This is a genomic window from Flavobacterium sp. MMS24-S5 (assembly GCF_050320125.1).
GTDB lineage: Bacteria > Bacteroidota > Bacteroidia > Flavobacteriales > Flavobacteriaceae > Flavobacterium > Flavobacterium tyrosinilyticum.
The window spans coordinates 1,122,355-1,149,035 of sequence record NZ_CP190016.1 but is presented as its reverse complement, the minus strand read 5'-3'; the positions used below and the strand labels follow the sequence as shown (position 1 = coordinate 1,149,035).

General features: G+C 35.9%; 19 protein-coding genes. 1 reads left to right on the top strand and 18 read right to left on the bottom strand.

Annotation, left to right across the window (positions count from 1 at the left end; all coding sequences use genetic code 11):
* Positions 1-65: 65 nt before the first annotated feature.
* Entirely contained in the window at positions 66-518 is a 453-nt protein-coding gene (locus ACPWTF_RS04975; protein ID WP_095928823.1) for an Lrp/AsnC family transcriptional regulator, read from the bottom strand.
* Positions 519-741: 223 nt separating this feature from the next.
* Here ACPWTF_RS04975 and rocD point away from each other — a divergent pair, with 223 nt between their 5' ends.
* Positions 742-1,995, top strand: coding sequence for an ornithine--oxo-acid transaminase (gene rocD / locus ACPWTF_RS04970; RefSeq protein ID WP_427874656.1), 1,254 nt, complete (start codon positions 742-744; stop codon positions 1,993-1,995).
* Between the two features lie 139 nt (positions 1,996-2,134).
* Here the strand turns inward: rocD and ACPWTF_RS04965 are convergent, their stop codons facing one another.
* The 17 genes from ACPWTF_RS04965 to ACPWTF_RS04885 all read right to left on the bottom strand — a co-directional run bounded on the left by ACPWTF_RS04965 (position 2,135) and on the right by ACPWTF_RS04885 (position 25,717).
* Positions 2,135-2,674: an aminotransferase class V-fold PLP-dependent enzyme gene (locus tag ACPWTF_RS04965; protein WP_427874655.1), complete on the bottom strand. Its 540-nt coding sequence runs from the start codon at positions 2,672-2,674 to the stop codon at positions 2,135-2,137.
* Entirely contained in the window at positions 2,595-4,067 is a 1,473-nt protein-coding gene (locus tag ACPWTF_RS04960; RefSeq protein WP_427874654.1) for an aminotransferase class V-fold PLP-dependent enzyme, read from the bottom strand. The genes ACPWTF_RS04965 and ACPWTF_RS04960 overlap by 80 nt, the downstream gene beginning before the upstream one ends.
* A complete protein-coding gene (locus ACPWTF_RS04955) occupies positions 4,051-4,935 on the bottom strand; it encodes a family 2A encapsulin nanocompartment shell protein (RefSeq protein WP_427874653.1) in 885 nt (294 codons plus the stop codon). The genes ACPWTF_RS04960 and ACPWTF_RS04955 overlap by 17 nt, the downstream gene beginning before the upstream one ends.
* Before the next feature lie 99 nt (positions 4,936-5,034).
* The gene (locus ACPWTF_RS04950) at positions 5,035-5,919 is read right to left on the bottom strand and encodes a serine O-acetyltransferase (RefSeq protein ID WP_427874652.1); all 885 of its coding nucleotides are present in this window, start codon (positions 5,917-5,919) and stop codon (positions 5,035-5,037) included.
* Positions 5,920-6,497: 578 nt separating this feature from the next.
* Positions 6,498-8,150 (bottom strand): arylsulfatase, encoded by a 1,653-nt coding sequence (locus tag ACPWTF_RS04945; protein ID WP_427874651.1) that lies wholly within the window; start codon positions 8,148-8,150, stop codon positions 6,498-6,500.
* 30 nt (positions 8,151-8,180) lie between these two features.
* The gene (locus ACPWTF_RS04940) at positions 8,181-8,456 is read right to left on the bottom strand and encodes a RagB/SusD family nutrient uptake outer membrane protein (protein ID WP_427874650.1); all 276 of its coding nucleotides are present in this window, start codon (positions 8,454-8,456) and stop codon (positions 8,181-8,183) included.
* 4 nt (positions 8,457-8,460) lie between these two features.
* Positions 8,461-9,630, bottom strand: a complete 1,170-nt coding sequence (locus tag ACPWTF_RS04935) for a RagB/SusD family nutrient uptake outer membrane protein (RefSeq protein ID WP_427874649.1) — start codon at positions 9,628-9,630, stop codon at positions 8,461-8,463.
* Between the two features lie 10 nt (positions 9,631-9,640).
* Positions 9,641-12,688: a SusC/RagA family TonB-linked outer membrane protein gene (locus ACPWTF_RS04930; protein WP_427874648.1), complete on the bottom strand. Its 3,048-nt coding sequence runs from the start codon at positions 12,686-12,688 to the stop codon at positions 9,641-9,643.
* A gap of 970 nt (positions 12,689-13,658) precedes the next feature.
* Positions 13,659-14,918: a YeiH family protein gene (locus ACPWTF_RS04925; protein WP_427874647.1), complete on the bottom strand. Its 1,260-nt coding sequence runs from the start codon at positions 14,916-14,918 to the stop codon at positions 13,659-13,661.
* A gap of 211 nt (positions 14,919-15,129) precedes the next feature.
* Positions 15,130-16,749 carry a sulfatase-like hydrolase/transferase gene (locus tag ACPWTF_RS04920; protein WP_427874646.1) on the bottom strand — a complete coding sequence of 540 codons (1,620 nt, stop codon included), beginning with the start codon at positions 16,747-16,749 and terminating at the stop codon, positions 15,130-15,132.
* A 221-nt stretch (positions 16,750-16,970) separates the two neighbouring features.
* On the bottom strand, positions 16,971-17,687 hold the full coding sequence (locus ACPWTF_RS04915; protein WP_427874645.1) for a thioredoxin domain-containing protein: 717 nt from the start codon (positions 17,685-17,687) through the stop codon (positions 16,971-16,973).
* An 11-nt stretch (positions 17,688-17,698) separates the two neighbouring features.
* Entirely contained in the window at positions 17,699-18,754 is a 1,056-nt protein-coding gene (locus ACPWTF_RS04910) for a sterol desaturase family protein (protein ID WP_427874644.1), read from the bottom strand.
* A gap of 232 nt (positions 18,755-18,986) precedes the next feature.
* Positions 18,987-20,372 (bottom strand): sulfatase-like hydrolase/transferase, encoded by a 1,386-nt coding sequence (locus tag ACPWTF_RS04905; protein WP_427875732.1) that lies wholly within the window; start codon positions 20,370-20,372, stop codon positions 18,987-18,989.
* Positions 20,306-20,902, bottom strand: coding sequence for a sulfatase-like hydrolase/transferase (locus ACPWTF_RS04900; RefSeq protein WP_427874643.1), 597 nt, complete (start codon positions 20,900-20,902; stop codon positions 20,306-20,308). Before ACPWTF_RS04900 ends, ACPWTF_RS04905 begins: the two co-directional genes overlap by 67 nt.
* 194 nt (positions 20,903-21,096) lie before the next feature.
* Positions 21,097-22,569, bottom strand: coding sequence for a RagB/SusD family nutrient uptake outer membrane protein (locus ACPWTF_RS04895; RefSeq protein ID WP_427874642.1), 1,473 nt, complete (start codon positions 22,567-22,569; stop codon positions 21,097-21,099).
* Between the two features lie 15 nt (positions 22,570-22,584).
* Positions 22,585-23,547 carry a hypothetical protein gene (locus ACPWTF_RS04890; RefSeq protein WP_427874641.1) on the bottom strand — a complete coding sequence of 321 codons (963 nt, stop codon included), beginning with the start codon at positions 23,545-23,547 and terminating at the stop codon, positions 22,585-22,587.
* On the bottom strand, positions 23,522-25,717 hold the full coding sequence (locus ACPWTF_RS04885; RefSeq protein ID WP_427874640.1) for a SusC/RagA family TonB-linked outer membrane protein: 2,196 nt from the start codon (positions 25,715-25,717) through the stop codon (positions 23,522-23,524). Before ACPWTF_RS04885 ends, ACPWTF_RS04890 begins: the two co-directional genes overlap by 26 nt.
* Between the last annotated feature and the right edge of the window lie 964 nt (positions 25,718-26,681).

Sequence of the window (26,681 nt, the reverse complement as noted above, 5' to 3'; positions counted from 1 at the left end):
AAAAAACCTCACAAGTAAATTCTTGTGAGGTTTGTAACCAATACTTTAAAAGAATGGTTTTCTTTTTATAAGGATATGTTTCGTTTAAAAGCGCAACCCAATTCTACAATAGAGTCGGTTTTGTCAATGCCTGGAATTCCGTCGATTTTTTCGTAAAGAATACGGCGCATATGTTCGTGATTTGTTGCTATGATTTTTATGTAAAGCGTAAAAGAACCGGTTACGTAATAGCATTCGGTAATTTCAGGAATTTCTTTAAGAGCCTCAATAATTCTTTCAGAATCAGAATCTTTATTTAATGTAAGTCCAGTAAAAGAAGCCCAATCGTAACCAATTTTCTTTTCCTGAATAATAGGTTTTATCCCAGAAATCACACCTTGTTCAATCATTCTGTTAATACGCTGATGCACCATTGTATTTGATATTTTAAGATTAGTGGCGATAGAAGAAAAGGCCATTCTTCCATCTTTTTCCAATTCTTTGATAATGCTAATATCAAATTCGTCTAATAATTCCATTCAATATAAATCGGTTAAAAATTGAGTCTTTGTTATTTATAAAAGTAATTCTTTTTTTTAATAAACGAACACATAATCTCATTTCGAAAAAAATAAATATGTCTTTTTAGAAGTGATTAAATTGAGTTTTTGACTTTTATTTTGTTATATTTAAGTCAAAATATCGTTTTGCAAGTGGTTATTTGTTTAATTTTAATATTTTTGTAGAAATAAAAAGCATATTATGATAAGTACAGAAAAAACACTTTCATCAAAATCAGAAGTTTTGATTGAAAAAGAAAACAAATATGGTGCTCATAATTACCACCCGCTTCCTGTAGTTTTAGAGCGCGGAGAAGGCGTATATGTATGGGATGTTGACGGAAAGAAATATTATGATTTTTTATCTGCTTATTCTGCGGTAAATCAAGGTCATTGTCATCCTAAAATTGTAAATGCAATGGTAGAGCAGGCGCAAAAACTGACTTTGACTTCTCGTGCTTTTTACAATGATAAATTAGGAAACTACGAAGAATATGTAACAAACTATTTTGGTTTTGATAAAGTTCTTCCAATGAATACTGGTGCAGAAGCAGTTGAAACTGCTTTGAAAATCTCAAGAAAATGGGCATACGAAGTAAAAGGAATTCCTGAAAATCAGGCACAGATTATTGTGTGTGAGAATAATTTTCACGGAAGAACGACAACTATCATTTCATTTTCTAATGATGAAACAGCTCGTAAAAACTTCGGGCCTTTTACAGATGGGTTTATCAAAATTGAATATGATAATTTGGAAGCGCTTGAAAATGCTTTAAATTCATCTAAAAATATTGCTGGATTCTTGGTTGAGCCAATTCAGGGTGAAGCTGGAGTTTATGTTCCTTCTGAAGGATATTTAGCGAAAGCGAAAGCACTTTGCGAAAAACACAATGTTCTTTTTATCGCCGATGAAGTTCAGACAGGGATTGCACGTACAGGAAAACTATTAGCCGTTCATCATGAAAATGTGCAGCCTGATGTTTTAATTTTAGGGAAAGCGATTTCTGGCGGAGTTTATCCAGTTTCAGCTGTTTTATGTAATGACGAAATCATGAATGTGATTAAACCAGGACAACACGGATCTACTTTTGGAGGAAATCCTGTTGCAGCGGCTGTAGCGATTGCAGCTTTGGAAGTTATTAAAGACGAAAAGCTGGCTGAAAATGCAGAACGTTTAGGAGTTATTTTAAGAGACGGATTGAATAAAATCGCTGAAAAAAACAACCTAATTACGCTGGTACGCGGAAAAGGACTTTTGAATGCAATCGTAATCAATACAGATGAAGATTCTGATTTGGCTTGGGAAATCTGCCTAAAATTTAGAGACAACGGATTATTGGCAAAACCAACTCACGGAAACAAAATTAGATTGGCTCCGCCGTTGGTAATGACCGAAGAGCAAATTAATGAATGTCTTGAGATTATCGAGAAATCTTTGGAGGAGTTTAAAAATTAATTAATTCTCCGTAACTTTAATGATATAAAAAGGCGACTGTAATGAAACAATCGCCTTCTGTTTATAATTACTTAAAATATCAAAAAAAGTAACTATTTCTTATGAGTCAATGTTTTTAAAGCATTGACTCATTTTTATTTTAGAATTTCACTTTCTTAAGTTCCCATAAGGTTTTAATAAAAGTATCTACATCTTGAGTTGTGTTGTAAAAAGCTAATGAAGGACGAACCGTAGTTTCAACTCCCATTCTGCGTAAAATAGGCTGTGCACAATGATGTCCTGTTCTTACCGCAACGCCTTCTTTGTTCAAGGCCTGTCCGACCTGATCGTTTGAGTAGCCTTGAAGGTTAAAAGACAAGACGCTCGCTTTATCTTTGGCAGTTCCTATTAATCGTACTCCTGGAATTTCTTTCAACAGGTTTGTCGCATATTCTAGTAAATAATGCTCGTATTGTCCAATCGCTTCAATTCCCAGTTTCGTTACATAATCAATAGCAGCGCCAAGGCCAATGGCATCGGCAATATTTCCTGTTCCAGCTTCAAAACGATTAGGTGCTTTGTGGTATTTTATTTCCTCAAAAGTCACATCCTGAATCATGTTACCGCCAGATTGATAAGGCTGCATTTCGTTCAATAAATCTTCTTTTCCGTACAAAGCGCCAATTCCCGTTCGGACCAAATAATTTATGTCCCGAGAAAACCAGCCAATCCGGATTCAGATTTTGAACATCTACTTTCATATGCGAAACGGATTGTGCGCCATCAATCAAAACTTTTGCTCCGGCAGCGTGTGCCATTTCAACTATTTTTTTAGCTGGAGTTACAGTTCCCAGTGCATTTGAAACTTGTGTAAAAGCCACTAAACGCGTTCTTGGATTTAGCAGTTTTGCATATTCATCCAATAAAATCTGACCGTCATCATCAACAGGAATCACTCTTAGCTTCAAACCTTTTTTGTCGGCAAGACGTTTCCAGGGAACGATATTCGCATGGTGCTCCAAATTACTGACAATAATTTCATCGCCCGAATTTAAATTCTGATCGCCCCAAGTTGAAGCAACTAGATTTATTCCTTCGGTTGCGCCTCGTACAAAAACAATTTCGTTTACCGAACGGGCATTCAAAAAAGTTTTTACTTTTTCGCGGGCAGCTTCGTAGGCATCAGAGGCGCGAGCAGCTAGTTCGTGTGCCGCACGGTGAATATTTGAATTTTCATGTTCGTAGAAATAGGCAATTCTGTCAATAACTGATTGTGGTTTCTGAGTCGTTGCGGCGTTGTCAAACCAAACTAGAGGTTTTCCGTTTACGGTTTCTCTCAGAATTGGAAAATCCTTTTTGACCAATTCGGCATTAAAATGATGTCCTTTAAAAAGATTAACTTCTTTAGCATCAAAAGAATTTCCGACGACGATATTGGCACTTCTTCTATCAAACGCAAAAGGATTCTGGTCTAAAAAATAATACGATGTTGCTGTTTCATTTCCGTTTAACGGAAAATCTTCTCGTTTTTTAAATTGTGTATCAACAAAAGCTAATGCAGCCTGCAACTCAATTTCAAAAGAAGAATTTTCTGTTTGAAATGGCAGATATTGATTGTTGAGCAATAATGGCGAAAAAGCAGATTCTTCATTCAGGTGCGGATTCCCATTATTCAAATTAATATCATGAAATCCAGTATGCGGATCATCGATGTTTAAATCATGATTTTCCTGAACTCCAGAAGAACTCTTTTCGCCCTTTGGATCAAATCCCGCTCCAGCATTTGGCGGTAAAGCAAAAGCTCCCGTGTTTTCGTAATTGGATAAGGTAGGAGAAGCGCCAAACCCGCTAAACGAATGCTGAGTCGGTTGCACATTCGACCGAACTGCTAAAGGAATTTGATCTAATGAGCCAATGTTTCCTGTTTGCAAGAACGTTTCTGCAATCTTTGTCGCACGCGGATGCTCGGCTTTATCCGGACTTAACGATATTTCTTTTGGAAACTCGTTGGGCAAGGCTTTGAACAATTCGTTTGCCAAATGCTGCAAATCGTCTATGTTAGGTAAACCGTTGTGGTTAATATTTGTACTCATGATACTTTCCTATTTCTACATCTTCTAATACAGCTATGGCATCGTCAACCAAAATAGCCAAAGAGCAGTAAAGTGAAACCAGATAAGAAGCAATTGCTTTTTCGTTAATTCCCATAAAGCGAACTGATAACCCTGGAGATTGTTCGCCTTGCAAACCTGGCTGAATTAATCCGATAACGCCTTGACGGCTTTCGCCTGTACGCAATAATATGATTTTAGATTTTCCTTTTACAATTGGCAGTTTATCCGAAGGAATAAGCGGAATTCCTCTCCAAGTTAAAAACTGAGATCCAAATAAAGATGTAGTAGGAGGAGGAACGCCACGACGAGTACATTCGCGTCCGAAAGCTGCGATTGCCAATGGATGTAGTAAAAAGAATCCAGGTTCTTTCCAAACCTTTGTAAGCAATTCATCCAAATCATCAGGAGTTGGAGCTCCTGTACGTGTTTTAATGATTTGTGAAGGCACAACATTGCTCAATAAACCATAATCTTTATTATTTATTAGTTCGCTTTCCTGACGTTCTTTAATCGTTTCAATTGCCAAGCGAAGTTGTTCTGAAATCTGGTTGTAAGGTTTACTGTATAAGTCAGAAACACGGGTGTGAACATCAACAATGGTTTGTACTGCCGCAAGATTATATTCTCTTGGATTATCGATATAATCAACAAAAGTATTCGGTAAAACCCTTTCGTCACGAGCAGAACAATCTACTTCGATATGATTGGCATTTTTAACTTTGTTTAAACGAAATACGCCCGATTCTACTGGTGTCCAATGTAATAAATGTGTTAGCCATCTTGGTGTTACAGTTCCGATTTGCGGAACGGTACGAGTTGCTATTGCGAGCTGTCTTGCTTGCAACATCGCCTAATGCGGTCTGTTGTGGTTTTGTTTCGGCCATTTTTTTTGAGTTTTAATAGGTTTATAATTTATTTTTTGATTCCTTAAAGTTATTCATAAATTTTATTCAAACAGCTCATCTACAGATAAATATCTCTCTCCTGCGTTGTAATTGAAAGTTAGGATTGTAGTGTCTTTTTGTGTTTCCTTTTTGTTTTCTGAAAGTGTTTTAATTTTTATTTCGTTCTTATGATACACAATAGAATTTGGAAGAATACTGTTAGTAAGCCAGACATTACCGCCAATAATTGAATTTTTTCCAACGATTGTCTGACCGCCAAGGATGGAGCTGTTGGCATAGATTACCACACTATCTTCAATTGTTGGATGTCTTTTTATAAATGCGTCTTCTTTTTTCACACTCAAAGCCCCAAGCGTAACGCCTTGATAAATTTGTACATCATTGCCAATAATTGTGGTTTCACCAATTACAATTCCGGTTCCGTGATCAATGGCAAAATTATCTCCGATTTGAGCGCCGGGATGAATTTCTATACTGGTTTTAATATGTGCATATTCAGATATAGTTCTGGCAAGAAGTTTTAGATCCTGTTCCCATAATTGATGTGAAAATCGATAAACCGCAATAGCAAAAAAGCCGGGGTAAGAATACAAGACTTCTTCAAAGGATTTTGCGGCCGGATCTTTCGTAAAAATGGTAAGCGCATCGTTTATGGCTTTTTTGTGTAAATGCGGAATGGCTTCAAAAAAAATTTCAGTTTGTTGTCTCGAATCACTTTTGGGAGAAAAATCGGTGACTAGTTCATCAAACTGTTTTTCAAGAAGATTGAATTTATACCTTACAGATGCCTCAGTTTCATAAGTCTTTGTTGTATTTGAATACAGCAGAAGGAAGAAATCATCAATAAACTGATGGATAACTTTTTTTTCAGGGAGGATTAATAATTCCTGATGTTGTCGCGCTATTTCGTGATAAAAAGATTTCATAACAATTGGTTTTTGGTTTGTAATTGAAATTATTACCATAACTGATATCTGAATCAAAACCTTTTAAATAGTATTTGATGACATAATAATCCTCTTGATGCAAAACAGCAAAGTGATTATAGGATTACAGTAGGAAAGTGTTTGGGAAATAAAGAGAATCGCTTTTTGGTTCCCATTTTTTAAAAATGGAAATCGCTAAAAAGAAAATAGTGAAGGAATTAACAACAGAAACACATACAACAAAATGTATTGTATGTATAATTTTTAGGAAAAATGTGAGACGATATTTTTTCTGCTGTTTTCAAAATGTAGTGCTTTAATTATTTAAATTCTACTAATTCTGTAGACAAAGTTATATTTATTATGGTAAAATCCAAATCTTTTTTGAAATTTATTTGAGGCGTTATGAAATTATTCAGAGATAAATAAAATATTTTGTTTTTAATGTGTTGTTTATTAGTTGATTGTGTTTTATTTGGGACAATAAAAAGGGTCGAAGAATAAGTTTTTAGAACTCATTTTTCGACCCTTGAATGCTTTAAAAAATTCAAAAAAGATGATTTTTTTAAAGTTTTGAATTATTTCTTAGCCGCAGCGCCCGGAATCAATTCTCCTTTTTGTTTGAATTTACTGTATTCTACAACTCCTGTTTTATCTGCCCAATCAAAATATTTGGCCGAAAGATCGTTTACAATTCCAGGATTTTGTGAAGCTACGTTTGTAGTTTCTCCACGGTCTGCTTCAAGATCGTAAAGTTCCCATTGGTAAGACGGATAAATAGAAACCAATTTCCATTTTCCTTCTCTAACCGCTCTATTTCCAGCTCTTTCCCAGAATAATGGAGCGCCACGATTTACTTCTGATGCATTGTCAAATAAAACCGGAAGTAAACTTTTTCCAGGAAGCGGATTAGAAGTTACGCCATTTAAATTTTTAGGATATTCAATTCCTGCCAATTCGTAGAAAGTAGGAGCAAGGTCAATAATATGTCCCGTTCCTTTATCAATTCTTCCCGCTTTAATTTTAGATGGATACCAAGCGATAAAAGGAGAACTGAATCCGCCTTCGTGCATGTTATTTTTATAATCTTGCAACGGCGTATTCGATAAATAGGCCCAGTTTTGTTCCTGATAATCAAAAGAACCAGAAGTTCCGATTGGCCCGTCGTTACGAACTAAACCTCTTTTTAATGGATTGTACGTATTGAATCCGCCTTGAGCGCCATTATCTGCAATGAAAATGATTAAAGTGTTTTTATCTTTCTTTAAAGCTTTCAGTTTATCTAAAACCTTTCCAACATTTTGATCCATGTTGTCTACCATCGCGGCATAAACCTCCATTTTAGCTTTCCAGAATTGTTTTTCGTCATACGTCAGTTTATCCCATTCTGGAACTTCTGGATCTCTTGGAGCAATAGTTTGGTTAGGAAGCAAAATGCCGTTTTCTCTTAATTTCTGAATTCTTTTTTCTCTTAAAGCATCCCAGCCTTCGTCAAATTTCCCTCTGTATTTGGCAATATCTACAGGTTTTGCCTGTAATGGCCAGTGAGGCGCTGTAAAGGCTAAGTATAAAAAGAAAGGTTTGTTTTCTTTGTTTTGTTCGTCTAAGAAATTAACCGCATTGTTTCCGATTTCATCTGTGAAGTAGTAAGAATCGTCTTTTGGATGCAGTTCTTCATTATTGCGGATCATTTTCACAGGATAAGCCGTTTTCCCAAACGGAAGCGGTTTTGTATCAAAATAATTCGCGGCACCTTTTAAGATTCCGTAAAACTTATCAAAACCTCTTTGGTTTGGCCATTGCGCTTGATCTTCTGAACCTACGTGCCATTTTCCTGACATTAAAGTGCTATAACCGCCAGATCGGAAAACTTCTCCTAAAGTCAGAGATTCTTTGTTTAAATAGCCTTGATAAGCTGGTAAACCCAAATTCACATCAAAGTAACCAACTCCCGCTTTGTGCTGATATTGCCCAGTTAATAAAGAAGCTCTCGTAGGCGCACAAATCGAATTGTTGTAAAATTCACGAAGACGCGTTCCTTCTTTCGCTAAACGGTCTAAATTTGGCGTTTTTATCTCAGAACCGTAATTTCCTAAATCAGAATATCCCATATCATCTACCATAATTAAAATTACGTTGGGTTTAGATGATGCGGTTTGGGCTTCGGTTTCATAAGAACCTATTATTCCTGTCAATAAAACAGAAAATAAAATGTTTATTCTTTTATTCATCTCATTTATAATTTACTGTTAGTGTATTTTTTATCTCCAAGCTGGAACTTGCTTCAAATTCGGATTCAAATCCAATTCTCTCTGCGGAATAGGAAAGTGAACATGTTTTGGCTGTGCGTTAGTTTTTCCTGCTGCTTTTAATTTTGCTACAAAATAATCTGGGCCTCTTCTTGCCAAATCAAACCAGCGCTGATATTCGTAAACCAGTTCTTTTCTTCTTTCTTCAAAAACGGCTTCTCTAAACGCGTCTTGGCCTAATGCTGGAGAAGTTGTTGCCAATAATTCAACACCTGCTCTTGTTCTCACTCGGTCAACTGCGGCATACGCTTCTGGAGTTGGACACTCCGTTTTGTTCGTTTAAAGCTTCTGCATAAATCAACAATACTTCTGCAAAACGTATAATTGGCGTGTTTTTAGAAGACTGCCCCGGCGAAGTTGGCGTCGCGGGATCAAAATATTTGTTGAAATGAGGCGTAACTTTATACGTTTTTCCATCAGTCGGACTTACAAATTCGACTGCAAAAGTGATGTACTTTCTTTTGTCTGTTTCAGCGAATGCTTCAAAAAGTTTACCTTCTTTATGCAATGCATCTGCTTGATCTCCTGCAATTCCAGGAACCGAAGTTGGAGCAGCTGTAGAAGCCAGCATATTTCCATTCCAATTTGTTAAGCCTTTAAATTGAGCGGAGAAAATATGTTCTTTTCCGTTTTTGGTTGCCACATTAAATACATCAGCATAATTTTCGAACAAATCATAAACTTTGCTGTCAATGATTTCTTTACTTTTTTCGGCTGCTTTCTGCCATTTCTTTTCAGTTAAATATACTTTTGCCAAAATACTTTTTGCAGCGCCAGCCGTTACTCGGCCTTTATTTTGTTGCACTACAGGAAGTGCTTCTGCATCAATTAGATCATTTTCAATCTGAGTATAAACATCTGCTTCTGGTGTATTGCTGACATTGATTGCTTCTGGCGTTAAAACTGTTGTTTCGTGTAAAACCAGCGGAACATCTCCAAACCATCGTACTAAATTAAAGTATAAAAGGGCTCGTAAGAACTTTGCTTCGTTAATTAAATCTTTGTCTTTCTGTGAATTAAGATTTGGATTCTTCGCGATATTGTCAATTGCCACATTTGCTCTGTTGATTCCGTCATAACTTTGTCGCCATAATTCAATCATACGGTCGTTTGATGCATCGTGCGTTAAGTTCGACAAAGCTCTAACATGTGCATTTCTGGCTCTTGGTCCCGCTTCGTAGTCGTCTGTTGCCATTTCGGTTGCAATCTGAATTAAACGATTGTATAATGTATGCGTCGAACTGTTTATAGCATTATGAATAGCAATAACTGCAGCATCAGCATCTTCGGTGGTTTTATAAAAATTGGTAGACGAAATAAAAGCTTTCGGATCTTCGTCTAAAGAATTGCAGGCACTCACTAAAAAGAGTACTGCTAAACTGAATATTATATTTTTTTTCATGATAAGTCTTTTAGAATGTTACGATTAATCCGCCTGAAATTGTTTTAGAAGCTGGGTAAATTCCAGTATCTGTTCCAGGAGAAATTGTCGTTCCGTTTGTTACTTCAGGATCGTAGCCGGTGTATTTGGTCCACGTTAATAAGTTTTCTCCAATTACTCTAAATTTTACGGAGGTTAAGCTTAGTTTTTCGGATATTTTTTTAGGCAGATTGTAACTGAAAGCAATGTTTTTTAATCTCACAAAAGAACCATCTTCTACAAAACGATTAGAGAAAACCGGAGCTGGATCTAATTTTGCTCTTGGCGTTGTAGTACTCGGATTGGTTGGTGTCCAAGCATCCAAAGCTGAGGTTGATGCATTTTGCTGTCCGTTGTACAATTCCAAAGCTTGTAAGTTTCCGTTAAGAATTTTATTTCCAACAGAACCGTTTACTAAAATGGCTAATTCAAAACCTCTATAAGTGAAATTATTTGAGAATCCGAAAACAAAATCAGGCTGTGCGTCGCCAATACTGGTTCTGTCTGCAGCGGTTGTAAATGCTCCATCTCCGTTAATATCTTTATAGAGACGATCTCCAGCTTTTGGTGTTGCATTTCCGGTATAAACTCCTTTTGTCGCCACTTCATCTGTTTGTAAAATTCCGTCAGTAACCGCGCCGTAGAAAGTTCCTAAAGACTGGCCAACCTTTAAAATATAGTTTCCGAAAGTATAGAATTCGGCACCATTTCCTAAAGCAATAATTTTGTTTTGGTTAAATGCAATATTAAAGTTCGATGTCCAAGAAAAAGCTGTGTTTCCAAGAGAAGCATTCAAGCCAAATTCAATTCCCTGATTACGAACAGATCCAAAATTCTGAAGCGAAGAAGTAAACCCTGTTGTGTACGGAAGCTGAACGTCTAACAATAAATCTTTGGTTGTTTTGCGATAAACATCAACCGTCAGATTCAATTTATCATTAAAGAAGCCAACATCAACTCCAGCATCAAACTGATTCGTTAATTCCCATCCTAAATTGTTGTTTGCAATTCGCGTAGGCGTAAAACCAGTATAAATCTGATCTCCAAAAAGATATTTTACACTCGTCAAAGTTGATAAAGACTGATATTCTCCAATTTCCTGATTTCCTGTAGCACCCCAGCTTGTTCTGATTTTTAAACTATTGATAACGTCTTTTACAGGATTAAAAAACGATTCGTTACTAATCTGCCAAGCTGCGGCAACAGAAGGGAAATAACCCCATTTATTGTCTTTTCCAAATCGTGAAGAACCATCGGCTCTAATACTTCCTGTTAAGAAATATTTCGAATCATAATTATAATTTACCCTCGACAAAAACGAATTTAACGCCCAAGTGCTTTCGCCAGAAGTTGGCATTAAAGCCACATTTCCGCTTTGTAAACTGTAGTAACCTGTAATATCATTTACATATTGCTGTGATCCAGAAGTATTAAATTCTCTGGTTGAACTTTGCTGTGTATAACCCGCCAAAGCATTCAAATGGTGTTTTTCTCCAATTACTGTTGTATACGTTAAGGTGTTCTCGTTTAACCAGCTTCTAGAATCGGCAGTTCCGATTTTTCCTTCTCCATTTGTAATAGAACCTTCATAAATGCTAGAAGGCAAATAGCTTTTTTCTTTGTTGAAAATCATATCGGTTCCAAAAGAAACTTTCAAAACCAGATTTTTCAAAATATCATATTCACCATAAATAGTTCCTAAAATACGATCGGTAATAGATTGATTTTTGCGTTCGTTTAATGTCGCAATCGGATTGGCAAAAATATTCTCAAACGGATTTCTTAAAGTATAGCTTCCGTCTGGTTCATATATCGTTGCAGTTGGAGGCATGCTCAATAAAGCTGTAACCAAACCGCTCGGCGCTACTTTCGATTTGGTTTCGGCAATCGTTAAGTTCAAACCAAATCTCGCTTTGCTGCTTATTTTTGAATTTAAATTAACACGTCCGCTAAAACGTTCGAAACCTGTGTTTTTTATGATTCCTTCCTGATTGTAATAGTTTCCAGAAACGGCATATTTGGTCTGATTGTTTCCGCCAGAAACACTTAATTGGTGATTTTGTGTCAGTCCTTTTTGGAAAGCCGCATCTTGCCAGTCGGTTCCTTTTCCTAATTGCGCAATTTGTGCATCACTCAGATATTGGTTTGTTCCGCCCGCTGGATTAGAATCATACAAAGCGGCATTTCTTAATCTCGAAAAACCTTGTGCGTCTAGAACATCAACTTTTTTACGAACCGACTGCTGGCCGATTGTAAAATCATAATTTACAGTTGTAGCAGTATTTGAACCTTTTTTGGTTGTGATAATTACAACTCCGTTTGCGCCTCTAGAACCATAAATGGCTGTTGAAGAAGCATCTTTTAAAACCGTAATCGACTCGATGTCTGACGGATTTATGGTTGAAAGTGGATTGGTTGGCGTACCGCTCAAAACACCAGAAGTGACTTCGGAATTGTATAACGGAAAGCCGTCGATTACGTATAAAGGCTCATTTCCGCCCTGAATCGAACTTCCTCCACGAATACGAATACTCATTCCTGCGCCCGGCTGACCCGAAGTTTGTGTTACGTTAACACCAGCCACAGAACCTTGAAGTGAACTTTCAAGCGTTTTTTGAGTTGCTTTTAATGACATTTGGGCTACTGTTTCGGCTGCTCCGGTATAATCTTTTTTAGAAGTGCTTCCGTATCCAATAATTACAATTTCGTTCAATTCTTTTACATCTTCTTTTAACGAAATCTGAATGAAATCTTTGGTTGCGATATGCTCTGCGGTAACGTAACCTAAATAGCTTACGATTAAAGTATAAGGGAATTTTTGTCCCGTTTGAAAATAGAATTTTCCGTCTAAATCGGTTACAGAACTATGAGTTGTTCCTTTAATTTGAATCGTTACGCCAGGAATGGGCTGATTGGTAACTTGATCTACAACGGTACCATTTAAGGTCGAATTAATTAAGGGCTGTGTATTTTGTGCTTTAATTCCGATCGAAATTAAGAATACAAAAAGCCACAAAAAGGCATGTAATTGCTTGTTCATTACTTTTTTGGATTTAAATAATAAAGCGGTACGGAAAATTGGTTTTCCAATTTCCGAAGGCTTTCTTTAGTGATAAATGTTCTTTGAGTCTTGCCATTTCTGTTGCCGCAGAAATGGTTTTTACTATGAAAGGATAGGGCAGTGCATTATTTTCATTTTGTAATCTTGTTTAGTTATTATTTTTTTTAGTTAATATGGTTTTGACATAATTGTTCTTTCAATACACTTAAGGTATCAATCGTTTATTGTCAATGTGAAATTTAGTTTGTGATTTTATTTTCGATAAGAAACGAAAACGAAGATTGGATTTTAACAACACATGCATATATAACCAAAAGTGTTATAAGTGAATTTTTCAGGAAGAATGTAATGCGATGTGTAAGCTGTTGTTTTCAAAATGTAGTTCTTTATTGTTTAAACTCTACTAATCCTATAGACAAAGTTAATTTTATTATAATGAAAACCAAAAGTTTATTTAATTTTTTTCCAGGAAAAGTATATTTAAAGAATGTGAAATATATTTCAAATATTTCTAAGTAATTATATATTAGTTGTTTAGTGTTTTTGTTTTAAAAAATAAAAATAGATTTAAACTATTTTGTTTATACAGTTTTTACTTGCTTTTTTAATTATTAACTGAATGGTTTTAAACCTTTTCTTCTTTTAGAGTGAACTATTTTTTAATTTGATATGAATTAAATGAATTGCCTCCAGCTTCAGCTGGAGGTTTATGTTGTCTAGTAGAAAAAGGCTTTAGCCAAACTTTTAATTTTGGCTAAAGCCTCTGGAATGTTAAATCAAAAACCTCCAGCTGAAGCTGGAGGCAATTGAAAATTAAAAAATAATTCATTCCGTAGGAACGTTTCATTAATGCAGCGATATATTATTTCTGTAAAATCAGGTGTCCTTACAGGACACAATTCTAAACAATGCGATTTTATTTACCAACGAGATATTCCGTAGGAATATTTCAAGGTTTAAAAAGCAAAAAAGCGATAATCAATGTAATAAGGATATTAAAAAATTGCGCAGCGAGAAAAGCTATTAAAGGTTTTCGGCTATTATTTTGAAGCAAATCTTTAAAATTGGTTTCCAATCCAATGCTCGTAAAAGCCAAAGCAAACCAAAGGCCTTGGAGATTTTTTAAACTTTCTTTTAGTTCATCGCGAGTTTCTGGTGCAACAAAAAACGAAAAGACAATAGAAGCAGCAATAAAACCAATGACAAACTTTGGAAAACGCTCCCAGATTACGCCGAGAGTTGGTTTAGATTCTTGAACTTCAGATTTTTTGTTATGAGTGTAAGTCCAATAAATCGAAATGGCAAAAGCGGCTATACCCAATAAAACATTTTGAGAGAATTTGACAATCGTACTTATTTTTAAGGCCGTTTCGCCCACCAAAGTTCCAGATGCGACGACAGCTCCAGAAGTGTCAATGCTTCCGCCGAGCCAAGCGCCCGTAACTTCTTCGGGAAAATTAAAATGACTGGCAATTATCGGCATAAAAATCATCATCGGAATTGCGGTAACCAAAACCATCGTGATGACATAAGACAGTTTTTTTGAATCTCCTTTTATAGCGCCCGAAGTTGCAATCGCCGCCGAAACACCGCAGATAGAAACTGCGCTCGAAATCATCATGGTTAATTCGTCGTCGATTTTTAGTTTTTTGCATAACCAAAAGGCAAAATACCAAACCGATAAAACTACCACTAAAGCCTGAATTAAACCTAAGGAACCTGCTTTTAAAATATCAGAAAAAATAACACTCGTTCCCAATAAAACCAATCCGATTTTGACAAAAAGTTCGGTTGATAAAGCAGAACGAAACCATTCGGGAAGTTTGAAGAAATTGCCAATAATCAATCCGATGACTAAACTGAAAATAACTGCTTCTAGATTTAGCGCTTTTACTTCAGAATTTCCTGCAATGATTATGGCGATTATGGTCAGGATATAGATGATTGGAAATCCGAAAATGAAATTTTTAATTGATTTTCCAACTAAAAAAGTGCCGATTGTTCCGATAGCAATAAAATAAAGGAATTGTAGAACAATTGTTTGAATGTTTTTAATTTCGAAAACATTGTTTATTAAGTCTGTTCCATTTGTCCATTTAAAAACAGGAACTTCTGGCAGAAAAATAAAGAGAGAAATTCCGATAATTAGAAAACCGAGAATAACGACGGTCCAGTCTTCGTGGATAGTAAATTTTGTTGAGGTTGACATTGTATTCTTAATTAATTTTGTTATCCTAGCAGGTTTTAAAAACCTGTTAGGTATCATTTATAGGGAATTAAATAATAACTGCTATGTAGTTGATTTTGAATCTGTGTAGGTTTTCTGTTTTACCTGTACTGACTTAAAAGTAAATACCTAACAGGTTTTTAAAACCTGTTAGGATATTAGAATTATTTAGTCTGTAATGTTTGTAGATTGGTTACAAATCGACAAAGTATTTTTGCTTGCCAAAGTCAAATTCGTAATAGGTTAAATTAGGCCAAAGAGGCTTAATCAATCCCTTTTCCCAGTTTTGTAAAGCGGCTTGTAATTCCTTTACTTTTTCAGGATTTTTTTGTGAGAGGTCTATTTTTTCAAATTTATCAGAAGCAAGGTTGTAGAGCCATTTTTCATGTGTTCTTCCGCTGATGACTAATTTCCAGTCGCCGCTTCTAATGGCTTTTGCATCGCCCGAACGCCAATATAAATCTTTGTGCGCTACTTTATTTTCATTTACCGTTTTTACTAAATCAACTCCGTCATAAACTCGATCTTTTGGTAAATCAGAACCAATCGCTGATGCAATGGTTGTGAAAATATCTAGAGTGCTTATAGGATTTTTGTAAACAGTATGAGGTTTGACTTTTCCTTTCCAAGAAAGTGCAAAAGGAACATTGATTCCGCCTTCAAAATGAGAAAATTTACCGCCTTTTAAAGGTGCGTTTGTTGTGGCAAAAGTATAATCGGCACCACCGTTATCGCTGGCAAAAACAATTAAGGTATTTTCTTCAAGACCTTCCTTTTTGACTTTTTCGCGGATTCTTCCAATTGCATCGTCCAAAGCGCTGATCATGGCAAAATAAACGCGTTTGTTTTCATCTTTTACATTCGGAAAACGATCGTAATATTTTTTACGAACCTGAAATGGCGTATGTGGCGCATTAAACGGAATATAAAGCAAGAAAGGTCTGTTTTTATTTTTATCAATAAAAGCTTCGGCTTCTTCTGCAAATTTTTCGGTTAAATACTCTTTCTCATCAATAATGGTAGTGTCTCTACGAATTTGTCCAATTCCAACGCGACCATTTCCCCAAATCGTTTTGTCTGTAAAATCTTTATGATGATAATTGATAATATCAGGATTATTATCCTCAGGTGCATAAAGCGAAAATGCCTGATAAAATCCGTAATGATAATCGAAACCACGATCTAAAGGGAAGAATCCTTTGTTATGACCTAAATGCCATTTTCCTATAATTCCAGTGCTGTAGCCTTGTCTTTTGGCTAAATCGGCAAATGTGATTTCAGATTTTGGAAGTCCTTGCGTTTTAATCGAAGCATCGTTTGGATATTCGATTTTATCATTTAATCTCCACTTATTAGTATTCACCAAATATTTGAAGGCATAATATTCGAGATTGTTTTTCGGATAGCGATCTCCTGGCTGATATTCATGTCCAAAACGTTCCTGATATCTTCCTGTAATCAAACCCGCACGAGAGGGCGAACAAATTGCTGCCGATGCATATCCATCGGTAAAAGTAACTCCCGAAGCCGCCAAAGAATCAATCTGTGGAGTAGGAGTCGATTTTCCGCCGTAGAGCGAAATATCATATTTGCCTAAATCATCGGCAAGGAGAATAATAATATTCGTCTTTTTTACTGTTGAATCAGATGGAGCTTTTGAAGCTAAAAAGGCTTTTTTCCCTTCGGCAAGTTTTTGATCTTCTTTGACTAATGTTCCGTCAGTGTTAATAGGCCAGAATAAAAATGCTGCCAGAATGAGAAGCACTAGTAAAATAAGGGTAACAATTTTGGTTATTTTTTTATAGGTTGCCATATATGGTTTTGGTTGGGTTTGAGTGGAATTGATTTTTTTTTGTCATTTCGACGAAGGAGAAATCTTCGCCAGTAACTCCGCAAGAAACTCTACAAAGATTGGCGATTTTGATTGCGGGCTTTGACTTCGCTCAGCCTGACAAACTGTACGTTTATAGAACTTTGTCAAAGTTTCAAACTTTGACAAAGTTTTACGCACATTTTTTGTATGGTTTAAAAGCTTTACTTCGAAGCCAACGCAACATCAACTTCACTTTTCAAATCATTTATACCTTCTTTCTTAAAAACAATTTTACCATTCTCATATAAAATTAAAGTCGGGAAAACTTTTACTGTTTTTAAATCGGCAATAACTTGCGGACTGTCTTCCAATTCGATTTCTACGATTTTTAAATGGGTTCCGTATTCAGATCTGATGGTTTCTAAAACTGGTTTTACTTTTTTACAAGGCGCGCAGTATTTGGATCCAATATCTACTAGAACAGTTTTATTAGCAGCAATGATTTTATTGAATTCTGCCAATGACAATTTGCTTTTAAGATTCGAGTAAAAAGGTTTTCCGTTTCCGATCCAGTTGGCAATTCCGCCATCTAAACTATAGGCTTCAGAAAAGCCATTTTTTAACAATTCTTTTTCTAAAGCCACACTTCGGCCAGCTCCGATAGAATAAATAAAAACGGGTTTAGTTTTATCTAATTTAGCAACAGATTGCGCGTAGTTTTCAGATTGAAGATTAAAGTTTACAGCGCCTTCAATATGATTCAAAACAAATTCTTCAGGAGTTCTCGCATCAACAATCTGCGGATTCTTTTGGCTTTTTATTTTCGAATAAAATGAATCTAACGACAATGAGCTGTGGCTTTCATTTTGCGAAAAAGCAGCAACTGCCCATAAAAAGGCAATTGCTGTTATACTGTTTTTTAAGATTTGATTTTTCATATCCAGAAGTATTAAACTTGTTCTAATACAGGTGATGGAGTTTCTTCGGTAACCGTTTTTGGTTTTAGCGGAAGCGATAATACTCCCTCGGCAAGAGAACTGCCTTCTTTTTTAGATTTAAAAATTGGCCAAAGAAACTGTGCGTACCATTCTTCTTGTTTGTATGATTTTGTTCCGAATGATTTAGGGTATTGACGTGTAATTAACCCTGTTCCGAAAATAACATCCCAGATAAAAAACATGTTCCCGAAGTTTCCTTTAAAATGACCAACGCCATCTCCGCTTGTATCAGCATGGTGCGCGTGATGCGTTGCAGGAGTAGAAATCAGTCTTTCTAAAACCCATGCAATTGGATGCAAGACTTTGTATTTGTAAAAAGGTTTGTCCCATGGAATGCTTGAATGCGCGCCTAAAGTGATGAAACTTTTAATTACTAAAACAAATAAAGCAGGAAGTCCTAAACCTAAATAAGTTAAAGTCGCTGTCAAGTAAATTTGAGAAAAGAAAAGTGTATAAATAAAGTTTTGTCTAGAAGCCATTGCCATTCCCATATACGGAGCTGAATGATGTGTTCTATGAAAACGCCATAAAAACGGAACTTGATGATGCAATCTATGATACCAATATTGCGTTAAATCGTCTGCAATGGCAATTAAGAAAAAGCCTCCCCAAAACGGAACCCATGATAATGAGTTTGCTAAGTTTGGCAGTAAATAAGGCAAAGCAGTTAAACTAAAAAAAGCAATTACAGGAGGCAAAAGAAGTTTTGGCGCTAAGAAACAAACGATATCTATTTTGCGTTCTTCGCCAGTCCATTCATCATCGTATAAACCTGCTGCAAATTCGATAACTCCCAAAACAAGCATAAATACGGTTAATCCCCAAGTTCTGATATTGGCAAAAACAGGTTGCGCAAATTCTAAAAATGAAGGCAGTGTAATATGCGATTCGCTTACAGCTCCTCCAGTTAATTTAAAATACAGATAAATTGCCACTACAGGCAATGAATAAATGAAAAAACTTATCATTAAGTCTCTCGTTAATTTTTCTTTTTGAACTATTGCCATGATTTCTTACTTTAAAAATTGATTTACTACTGCTAATCCGCCAGCCAGAATCGCCAGTGGAACTAAAAATAAGATTATCCCCACGACAATCTTTTTTCCTATAATTTCATAATCTACTCGTTTCATAATCGTTTGTTTTTTATCCTGCAAGGTTTTTCAAACTTTGTAGGTATTTTTTAAAGTTGATATAATTTAAACCTACAAGGTTTTGGAAACCTTGCAGGTTCGGTAATTAGTTATTGGTTCCTCCAGGTTTAGTTGCCTGTTTGATTAAGTCGGAAACTGTTTTTCCTTTGTCGGCACCTGTGTTGTGGATTCTTCTGTTGTAAACATCCTGCCAGTCAATCAACGGATACACATTGTTTTCTTTTGCCTGTTCGTCAAATAATTTTTGAAGTTCAGCTAGTTTTTCAGGATATTTTTTCGCCAGATTATTACGTTCGTTGAAATCTTCGTTTAGGTTATACAGTTCCCAAACATCGGTATCGAAGTTGCTCGGAGCAGGTTTTTCGTTGCTTCCTAAAGATTTTTTCACAGCAAAAGAATCTGGTAAATGTGCTGCAGAAGCTTTCCATCCGTCTTTGTAGATTGCTCTGTTTCCAAAAATGTAGTAATACTGTACTTTGTGCAATGATTCGGCTTTCGGATTATCTAAAGAAGCTTGGAAAGAAGATCCTTGAATAATATCTTGTTTGATTCCTTTGATATATTCTGGAGCTTTAATTCCTGCAATAGCCAATGTAGTTGGAAGCAAATCGGTTACGTGGCTGTATTGATTTCTGATTCCGCCTTTATCTTTAATTCCGTTTGGATAAAAAACGATCAATGGGTTACGTGTTCCACCTTCTGAATGCGCATCTTGTTTCCAGTTTTTGAAAGGAGCATTGGTTGCTTGCGCCCATCCCAAAGGATAATTGGTATTTAGACCTTTTGCTGTTCCGATTTCTCCAATATTATTCAAATTGCTTTGGAAATTCTCCTCATCTGTTTTTCCTTGAGCAAACAAACTCTGATTGATTGTTCCTTGTAAAGTTCCTTCTTTACTGGCTCCGTTATCACCAATAGCAACAAAGATTAAAGTATTATCCAATTGTCCGCTTTGTTTTAAATAATCCACAACTCTTCCAATTTCATAATCAGTATAAGTTAGGAATCCTGCGTAAACTTCCATGAATCTTGCATATACTTTCTTTTGGTCTGGAGTTAATTTTTTCCATTCCGTAATTAAAGCGTTACGATCTGGCAGTCCTGCATTTTGAGGAAAGATTCCCAATTTCTTTTGGTTTGCCAATACCTTTTCGCGGTAAACATCCCATCCTTCGTCAAATTTTCCTTTATATGGTTCAACCCATTTTTCGGCAACCTGATGCGGTGCATGAACTGCTCCCGGCGCGTAGTACAAGAAGAATGGTTTTCCCGGTGCTGCTTTTTGCTGTTTCTGGATGTAACTGATGGCTTTGTCTGTAATCAATTCATTCAAATGACGTCCGTCAGGTTTAATATGAACTTGATCTTCTACCAAATCAGGATTGTATTGATCGGTTTGAGAACCTAAGAATCCGTAGAAATGATCGAAACCTTTTCCAGTTGGCCAACGGTCAAACGGACCGCATCTGATGCTTCTTCGTCTGGTGTAACGCCATATTTTCCAACGGCAAAAGTGTTGTATCCATTATCGCGAAGAATCTCTGCAATTGTTCCTTTATCAGAAGGAATTCTTCCATCCCAGCCTGGGAAACCTGCGGATAAAATAGTATGAGAAAATCCACTAACGTGAACTCTTCCTGAGTTTCTACCAGTCAATAAAGCCGCACGGGTAGGGGCGCAAATTGCTGTTGTATGGAAGTTGGTATAGCGCAAACCATTATTTGCCAAATTATCAAAAGTAGGCGTATTAATCAATCCTCCAAAGGTACTTGAAGCTCCAAATCCTACGTCGTCTAAAAGAATCCAAACCACATTCGGAGCACCTTTTGGCGCCGTTACAGGATCTGGCCAGTATTCTTTAGAATCAGCCAATGTTTTTCCGATTACTCCTTTAAATTCAGTTTTTTCCTGTGCTATTCCCAATTGTGTAATCAGGAAAGCAGTAATCAAAAGTCCTTTCTTCGGACTTTTGATTGCAATGCTATTTTTTAAATTTTTCATTTTTTATAGTTTTTTAGTTATATGGTTTTAAATAATGGTTCTTGTTTTTTTAAACACATAGAATCATAGATTTGCTTTGCGTTGAAAAGGTGTTTCACTTGTTTAAATGCACATAGTAATCTATGTGTGAGAAACATGTTTCTCTTTTAATTCTTTTATTAAATAAAATCTATGTCTCTATGTGTTTAAATTTTTTAGTACCCAGGGTTTTGCGGTAATCCATCAGGGTTGATATTTCTTTCGCTTTGCGGAATCGGATAGAGGTTATTTCGTTCTGAAACTGAGTTTTTAGCCGTTACTTTTTTCACTTCAGTAACCAATGTTCCCCATCGTACTAAGTCAAACCATCTTTGCCCTTCTTGAACAAATTCTTTTTTGCGTTCTTCCTGAATCGCTGCTCTAAAAGAGGTCTGATTTAATCCGACTAAATCCACAGCTGCGTCTGGAGTTGTAATAGGCTTCCCAAAAGCTCTTCTTCTTACTTGATTGATTAATTCGTATGCTTCTGCCGTTGGTTCGCCTTGTTCATTTATCGCTTCCGCTAAAGACAAAAGGATATCTGCATAACGAATAACAGGAAAGTTGATCGCTACGTTTCCAGGAGTAGCCAAATTGGACAAATCCAAGTATTTTTTGAAGATTGGTTTCGGAAAAGTATAAAGTGTTCCCGTTACAGGATTCAACAACTGTTTGGCGTAACTTACATCTCTTCTTTTATCGCCAGGGGCATAAATATCATAAAACAAAGCAACGTCTGAGATAATATCTGCTGGTTCTGTAGCTGTAAATCCGGTAAAAGAAGTTGCTTGGAAAGTACTTCCGCTAGAACCGTTTCCTGCCTGATTTGGCTCAAATTGAACTGAGAAAATATGTTCTTTTCCGTTCTTTTTTGTTTTAGTGAAAATATCTTGAAACTCTTCAAACAAAGCATATCCGTATCCGCCATCAATTACTTCTCTAGATTTTGCAATAGCATTTGGCCAGTCTTTTCTAGTCAGATATACTTTTGCTAAAATTGCTTTTGCAGCTCCCGATGTAGCACGACCTGCATCTGCGGCTGTATACGTTTTTGGAAGAGCTTCAGCATCTGTTAAATCTTTAATGATTTGATTGTACACTTCGTCAACTGTAGAACGATTTGTTTTTAAATCTCCTAAATTGATAGAAGTCGCTTCGTGCAAAACAATCGGAACTCCGCCCCAAAGACGAACTGCCTGAAAGTACAATAGTCCTCTAATAAATTTAGCTTCATTAATTAATCTAGTTTTAATTACGTCTGAACCAGAAACTTTCGGAATATTATCAATAGAAACATTGGATCTGTTGATCCCGTTGTAAATTTGTCTCCACGCCACTTGAACACGATCTGAAGTCGCATCATGCGTTAAACTGCTCAAAGCTCTAACTTGCGGATTGGTTGCTGAAACGCCTGCAGACGCATAATCTGAAGCCATATCGGTCAAGAAATAAAGGTTTCTTCCAAATAAACTCTGCTCACCCGGATCAAGGCTTAAAGAAGCGTAAACAGCAGTTACACTTGCAGTAGCATCATCTTGCGTGACAAAATAATTGTCTTCGGTTACAAACGAGGTAGGTGTTACCTCAAGATCAGCGCACGATACCAATAGACCGGCACTTAAAAGGAATGTTATGATTATCTTTTTCATTATATATTTTTTTACTTAGAAAGTTACGTTCAAGCCCGAGATGAATGTTTTAGAGTTTGGGTAAGAACCAAAATCAATTCCCGGATATAAGTTATTTTGTTCGTATGAACTTACTTCTGGATCATATCCAGTGTATTTGGTCCATGTGATGAGGTTTTCTGCCGAGATGTAAAATTTCACACTCTTGGTTCCCAGTTTTTTAGAAACGCTTTTTGGCAAAGTGTATCCTAATGTGATTAATTTTAATCGTAAGAAAGAAGCATCTTCTACGTAGCGCTCAGAAACAATTCCAAGAGGAGAACTAGATGCTCTCGGGATTTCGTTGCTTGGATTGGTTGGTGTCCAGCGATCATTTAGAGTCGCAGCAGCATTGGTTCCAAGTGTAGAAATTTCTAATTGCTGATTTAAAGCATTGAAGATTTTTCCGCCGTATGCTCCTTGAAAAGAGAAATTCAAATCAAAATCATTGTATGAAACTGTATTGCTGAAGCTTCCCACAAATTTTGGCTGAGAAGTGCCTAAATTTCCTTTGTCAAGAGCTGTAATTACACCATCTCCGTTGGTATCAACATATTTTCTATCTCCGACTTTGGTGTTTGCCAAACTGTTGATTTTTGGCTGTGTGTTAACTTCTTCCTGAGTCTGGAAAATTCCGTTGGTTCTATATCCCCAAAAAGTTCCTAAAGGCAACCCTACTTTTACAATTACGGGCTGTTGTTGTAGCAAAGATCCGTTTGGCACTACAGGAAAAAATTCGTTTACACCGTTTCCGATTTCGGTAACTTTATTTCTATTTAAAGAAAATACGATGTTCGAGTTCCACGCGAAGTTTTCGGTTTTGATGTTTTCAGTTGTTAAACCAACTTCAAAACCTTTATTTTCAACTCCACCAATGTTTTGAAGAACTGTTGCATAACCTGAACTCAATGGCACTGGAACATTGATTAATAGGTCACTTTGTCTTTTTGTAGTACACATCAAAAACAAAATTGATTTTTCGATCTAATAATGATAAATCCAATCCAACGTTATACTGATTTGTTTTTTCCCATTTCAAATCTGGATTTGCCAATCGGGTAGGAGCTAAACCGGTGTATAATGTTCCTCCAAAAGAATAGTTTACAGATCCCATTGAAGCCAACGGAAGATAATTTCCAATTTCTTGGTTTCCTGTAGTTCCTGCTGTAATTCTCAATTTTGCTTCCGTTAAACCTTTAATATTGTTGGCAAATTCTTCGTCAGTAATATTCCAAGAAAATCCAGCAGAAGGGAAATAACCCCAAAGCGATTCTGAACCAAATCTTGAAGAACCATCTGCACGTCCAGATAAAGTGAAATTGTATTTTCCTTTATAAGAATAATTTACTCTCGCCAGCCAAGATTTCAGAACACTTTCGTAAGCATCACTATACGGTTTTACAGGAACACCATCTTGAATGGCATTGTAAGTATTGGCATCATTAACAAAAGTCTGCGCTCCAGCATTCACAACTTCGCCTTTTGTATATTGAAGCGTATAACCGCCCAAAGCAGAAAACTTATGATCTGCGCCAAAATGAGTATTATAATTCAGCGTATTTTCATTCAGAACAGAACTTACCAACCTTTCTCCAATAGAAGCCAAACCTTTTGTTCCTGCACCTGTAGTAGTGTTTGAAGGCGCGTAATAGTTTTGTTTTGTATTCAAAACATCACCGCTTACAGCAACTTTTGCCGTTAATTCTTTATTGAATTTATACTCGCCAAATAAACTAGTTAGAATTCTGTTTAATTTGGTTTCGTTGGTTGTGTTATCCAAATCGTTAATCGGATTCGGAACATAACCATTTACGGAAGTTGCATAAGGATTGTTCGTTACATTGTAACTGCCATCCGCATTTTTGATTGGAACAACTGGAGCAGTTAAAACAACGCTAACCAATGGATTTGGATTCCTTCCAGCTCCCGCGCCGCCATTTGTACCCACGCCATTTGCAATCGAATTGGTATAATTGGCATTTACCCCAAATTTGAATTTCTGAGAATAGTTTCTTTCATAGTTGGCTCGAAGAGAAATACGTTTGAAATCAGATCCTAAAACAATACCATCTTGGTCAAAATACCCTGCAGAAACTGCATATCTTGATTTCTCATCTCCGCCAGAAAATGATAAATTATGGTTTTGTACAGGTGCCGCAGTTACAAAGGCTGCCGATTGCCAATCGTAATTTCCAGAAGTTTTTAAAGCTTCAATTTGTTCAGGAGAAAAAGAAGGAGCTTGACCAATACTTGCCTGAACATCATTTCTTAAACTTGCCCATTCGCTGGCATTCATTAATCTCAGTTTCTTTGAAATATTCTGGAAACCGAAATAACCTTGGTACGAGATGTTATCTTGTCCTTTTGTTCCTTTTTTGGTTGTAATAATGACAACTCCATTAGCACCACGAGAACCATAAATTGCTGTTGCCGATGCATCTTTCAGCACTTCTATCGATTCAATATCAGCAGGGTTAATAGTTGACAGAACATTTACACTTGCTCCAGCATAAGTTACTCCAGCGCCACTATTACTGTTATCATTGTAGATTAAAATTCCATCAACAACATACAAAGGTTCGTTACCAGCAGTAATAGAGTTTCCTCCACGAATACGAACGCTCGAAGAAGCGCCTGGACGACCAGAACTTTGTGTAACTACAACTCCAGCTACAGCGCCTCTTAAAAGATTATCTGCCGATGAAGTGACCTGAGATAAATTGGCTTTTGGAACCGATGCTACCGAACCCGTAATGTCTTTTCTTTTTTGAGTTCCGTAACCCACAACAACCAATTCGTCTAGTTCTTGGCGTTCTTCTTTAAGGTTAATGATTACTGGATTTTTCTCAACAATTACTTCTATTTTTTTATATCCGATGTAAGTTACAATCAGAGTGTAAGGAAATTTCTGTCCCGTTTGAAAATAAAACTTTCCTTCTGCATCTGTAACAACGCCGTGAGTGGTTCCTTTAATAGTTACAGAAGCACCTATAATAGGCTGATTTGTAATGTCATCTACAACAGTTCCGTCTAGTTTTGATTGAATAAGCGGCGTGGTATTTTGGGCTTGTATTCCTGCCGTTATCAAGAGTAGAAACAGCAGTATGTATATGTTTAACTTTTTTTTCATTTCTTTGTATTGGTTTTAAGTAATTAACAAGACGCCTTGAGCACTGTTTATACAGCACTCTAAAAGTGTTCTTGATTTAGTGATAAATGTTCTTTAAGCCTTGCCATTTCTGTTGCCGCAGAAATGGCTTTTTTTATTTACAGCAACAAGTTTGCAATGTTTTCATTTTAGTTTTTTTTAGTTGTTAGTTATTTAATTTGTTGAATAATAGGTGTGGTTTCAAGAATCTGATCCAACACAATTGAATGCATCGGAGAGACTTTTGGTTAAAATTCAGTAAATATTTTTGGTGGTGTTTTTTTTGATTTGCTTTGATATGTATTCTAAAGGCAAACAAAATAAAAGTAGATTATTAACAACAGAAACACATATAACAAATAGTGCTATAAGTGTATTTTTTAGGAAGAATGTAACGCGATATGCTTTCTGTTGTTTTCACAATAATAATTTTTATAGTTTGAAATATTATCTTAAACTCTACTAATCCTATAGACAAAGTTAAATTTTATATAATAAAAACCAAAAGTTTGTAAAGTTTTTTTCAAAAAAATATTCATTTAAAGTAGAGCCTAAAGAATCGATTCTCTTGAAATGCCTTATTTCAATTGATTTCGTGCTAAATTATTGATTCACAGAAATGTTAAATTTAAAATTAGAAATAAAATAAAAATGTAGTATTTATACCCTTTTTTTATAAATTTAAGAGTGCTTAAGACGTAAAATGGAGCTCTTAAAACGTCTGAAAACCATCTTTATAATATTAATTTATAAAAAAATAATAGAGCACATATTCTTTCTTTATAAAGTTGTGTTGCAATTGGTTTATTTTATAAATATTTATTCTTCAATAAGTAATGTTTTGGTTTAATAAAATACCATTTTATCCTTTAATATGATATTTGTCATTTTTAGTAAGAATTTAACCCTGTAGTTTTGCTTTGTAATTGAGGAATAGTATTCTCAA

What these genes read in the sequence shown, in the direction of transcription:
- ACPWTF_RS04975 (WP_095928823.1), bottom strand. Translation starts at nt 518, where the DNA reads ATGGAATTATTAGACGAATTTGATATTAGCATTATCAAAGAATTGGAA.
- rocD (WP_427874656.1), top strand. Translation starts at nt 742, where the DNA reads ATGATAAGTACAGAAAAAACACTTTCATCAAAATCAGAAGTTTTGATT.
- ACPWTF_RS04960 (WP_427874654.1), bottom strand. Translation starts at nt 4,067, where the DNA reads ATGAGTACAAATATTAACCACAACGGTTTACCTAACATAGACGATTTG.
- ACPWTF_RS04955 (WP_427874653.1), bottom strand. Translation starts at nt 4,935, where the DNA reads ATGTTGCAAGCAAGACAGCTCGCAATAGCAACTCGTACCGTTCCGCAA.
- ACPWTF_RS04950 (WP_427874652.1), bottom strand. Translation starts at nt 5,919, where the DNA reads ATGAAATCTTTTTATCACGAAATAGCGCGACAACATCAGGAATTATTA.
- ACPWTF_RS04945 (WP_427874651.1), bottom strand. Translation starts at nt 8,150, where the DNA reads ATGAATAAAAGAATAAACATTTTATTTTCTGTTTTATTGACAGGAATA.
- ACPWTF_RS04935 (WP_427874649.1), bottom strand. Translation starts at nt 9,630, where the DNA reads ATGAAAAAAAATATAATATTCAGTTTAGCAGTACTCTTTTTAGTGAGT.
- ACPWTF_RS04930 (WP_427874648.1), bottom strand. Translation starts at nt 12,688, where the DNA reads ATGAACAAGCAATTACATGCCTTTTTGTGGCTTTTTGTATTCTTAATT.
- ACPWTF_RS04925 (WP_427874647.1), bottom strand. Translation starts at nt 14,918, where the DNA reads ATGTCAACCTCAACAAAATTTACTATCCACGAAGACTGGACCGTCGTT.
- ACPWTF_RS04920 (WP_427874646.1), bottom strand. Translation starts at nt 16,749, where the DNA reads ATGGCAACCTATAAAAAAATAACCAAAATTGTTACCCTTATTTTACTA.
- ACPWTF_RS04915 (WP_427874645.1), bottom strand. Translation starts at nt 17,687, where the DNA reads ATGAAAAATCAAATCTTAAAAAACAGTATAACAGCAATTGCCTTTTTA.
- ACPWTF_RS04910 (WP_427874644.1), bottom strand. Translation starts at nt 18,754, where the DNA reads ATGGCAATAGTTCAAAAAGAAAAATTAACGAGAGACTTAATGATAAGT.
- ACPWTF_RS04900 (WP_427874643.1), bottom strand. Translation starts at nt 20,902, where the DNA reads ATGAAAAATTTAAAAAATAGCATTGCAATCAAAAGTCCGAAGAAAGGA.
- ACPWTF_RS04895 (WP_427874642.1), bottom strand. Translation starts at nt 22,569, where the DNA reads ATGAAAAAGATAATCATAACATTCCTTTTAAGTGCCGGTCTATTGGTA.
- ACPWTF_RS04890 (WP_427874641.1), bottom strand. Translation starts at nt 23,547, where the DNA reads ATGTGTACTACAAAAAGACAAAGTGACCTATTAATCAATGTTCCAGTG.
- ACPWTF_RS04885 (WP_427874640.1), bottom strand. Translation starts at nt 25,717, where the DNA reads ATGAAAAAAAAGTTAAACATATACATACTGCTGTTTCTACTCTTGATA.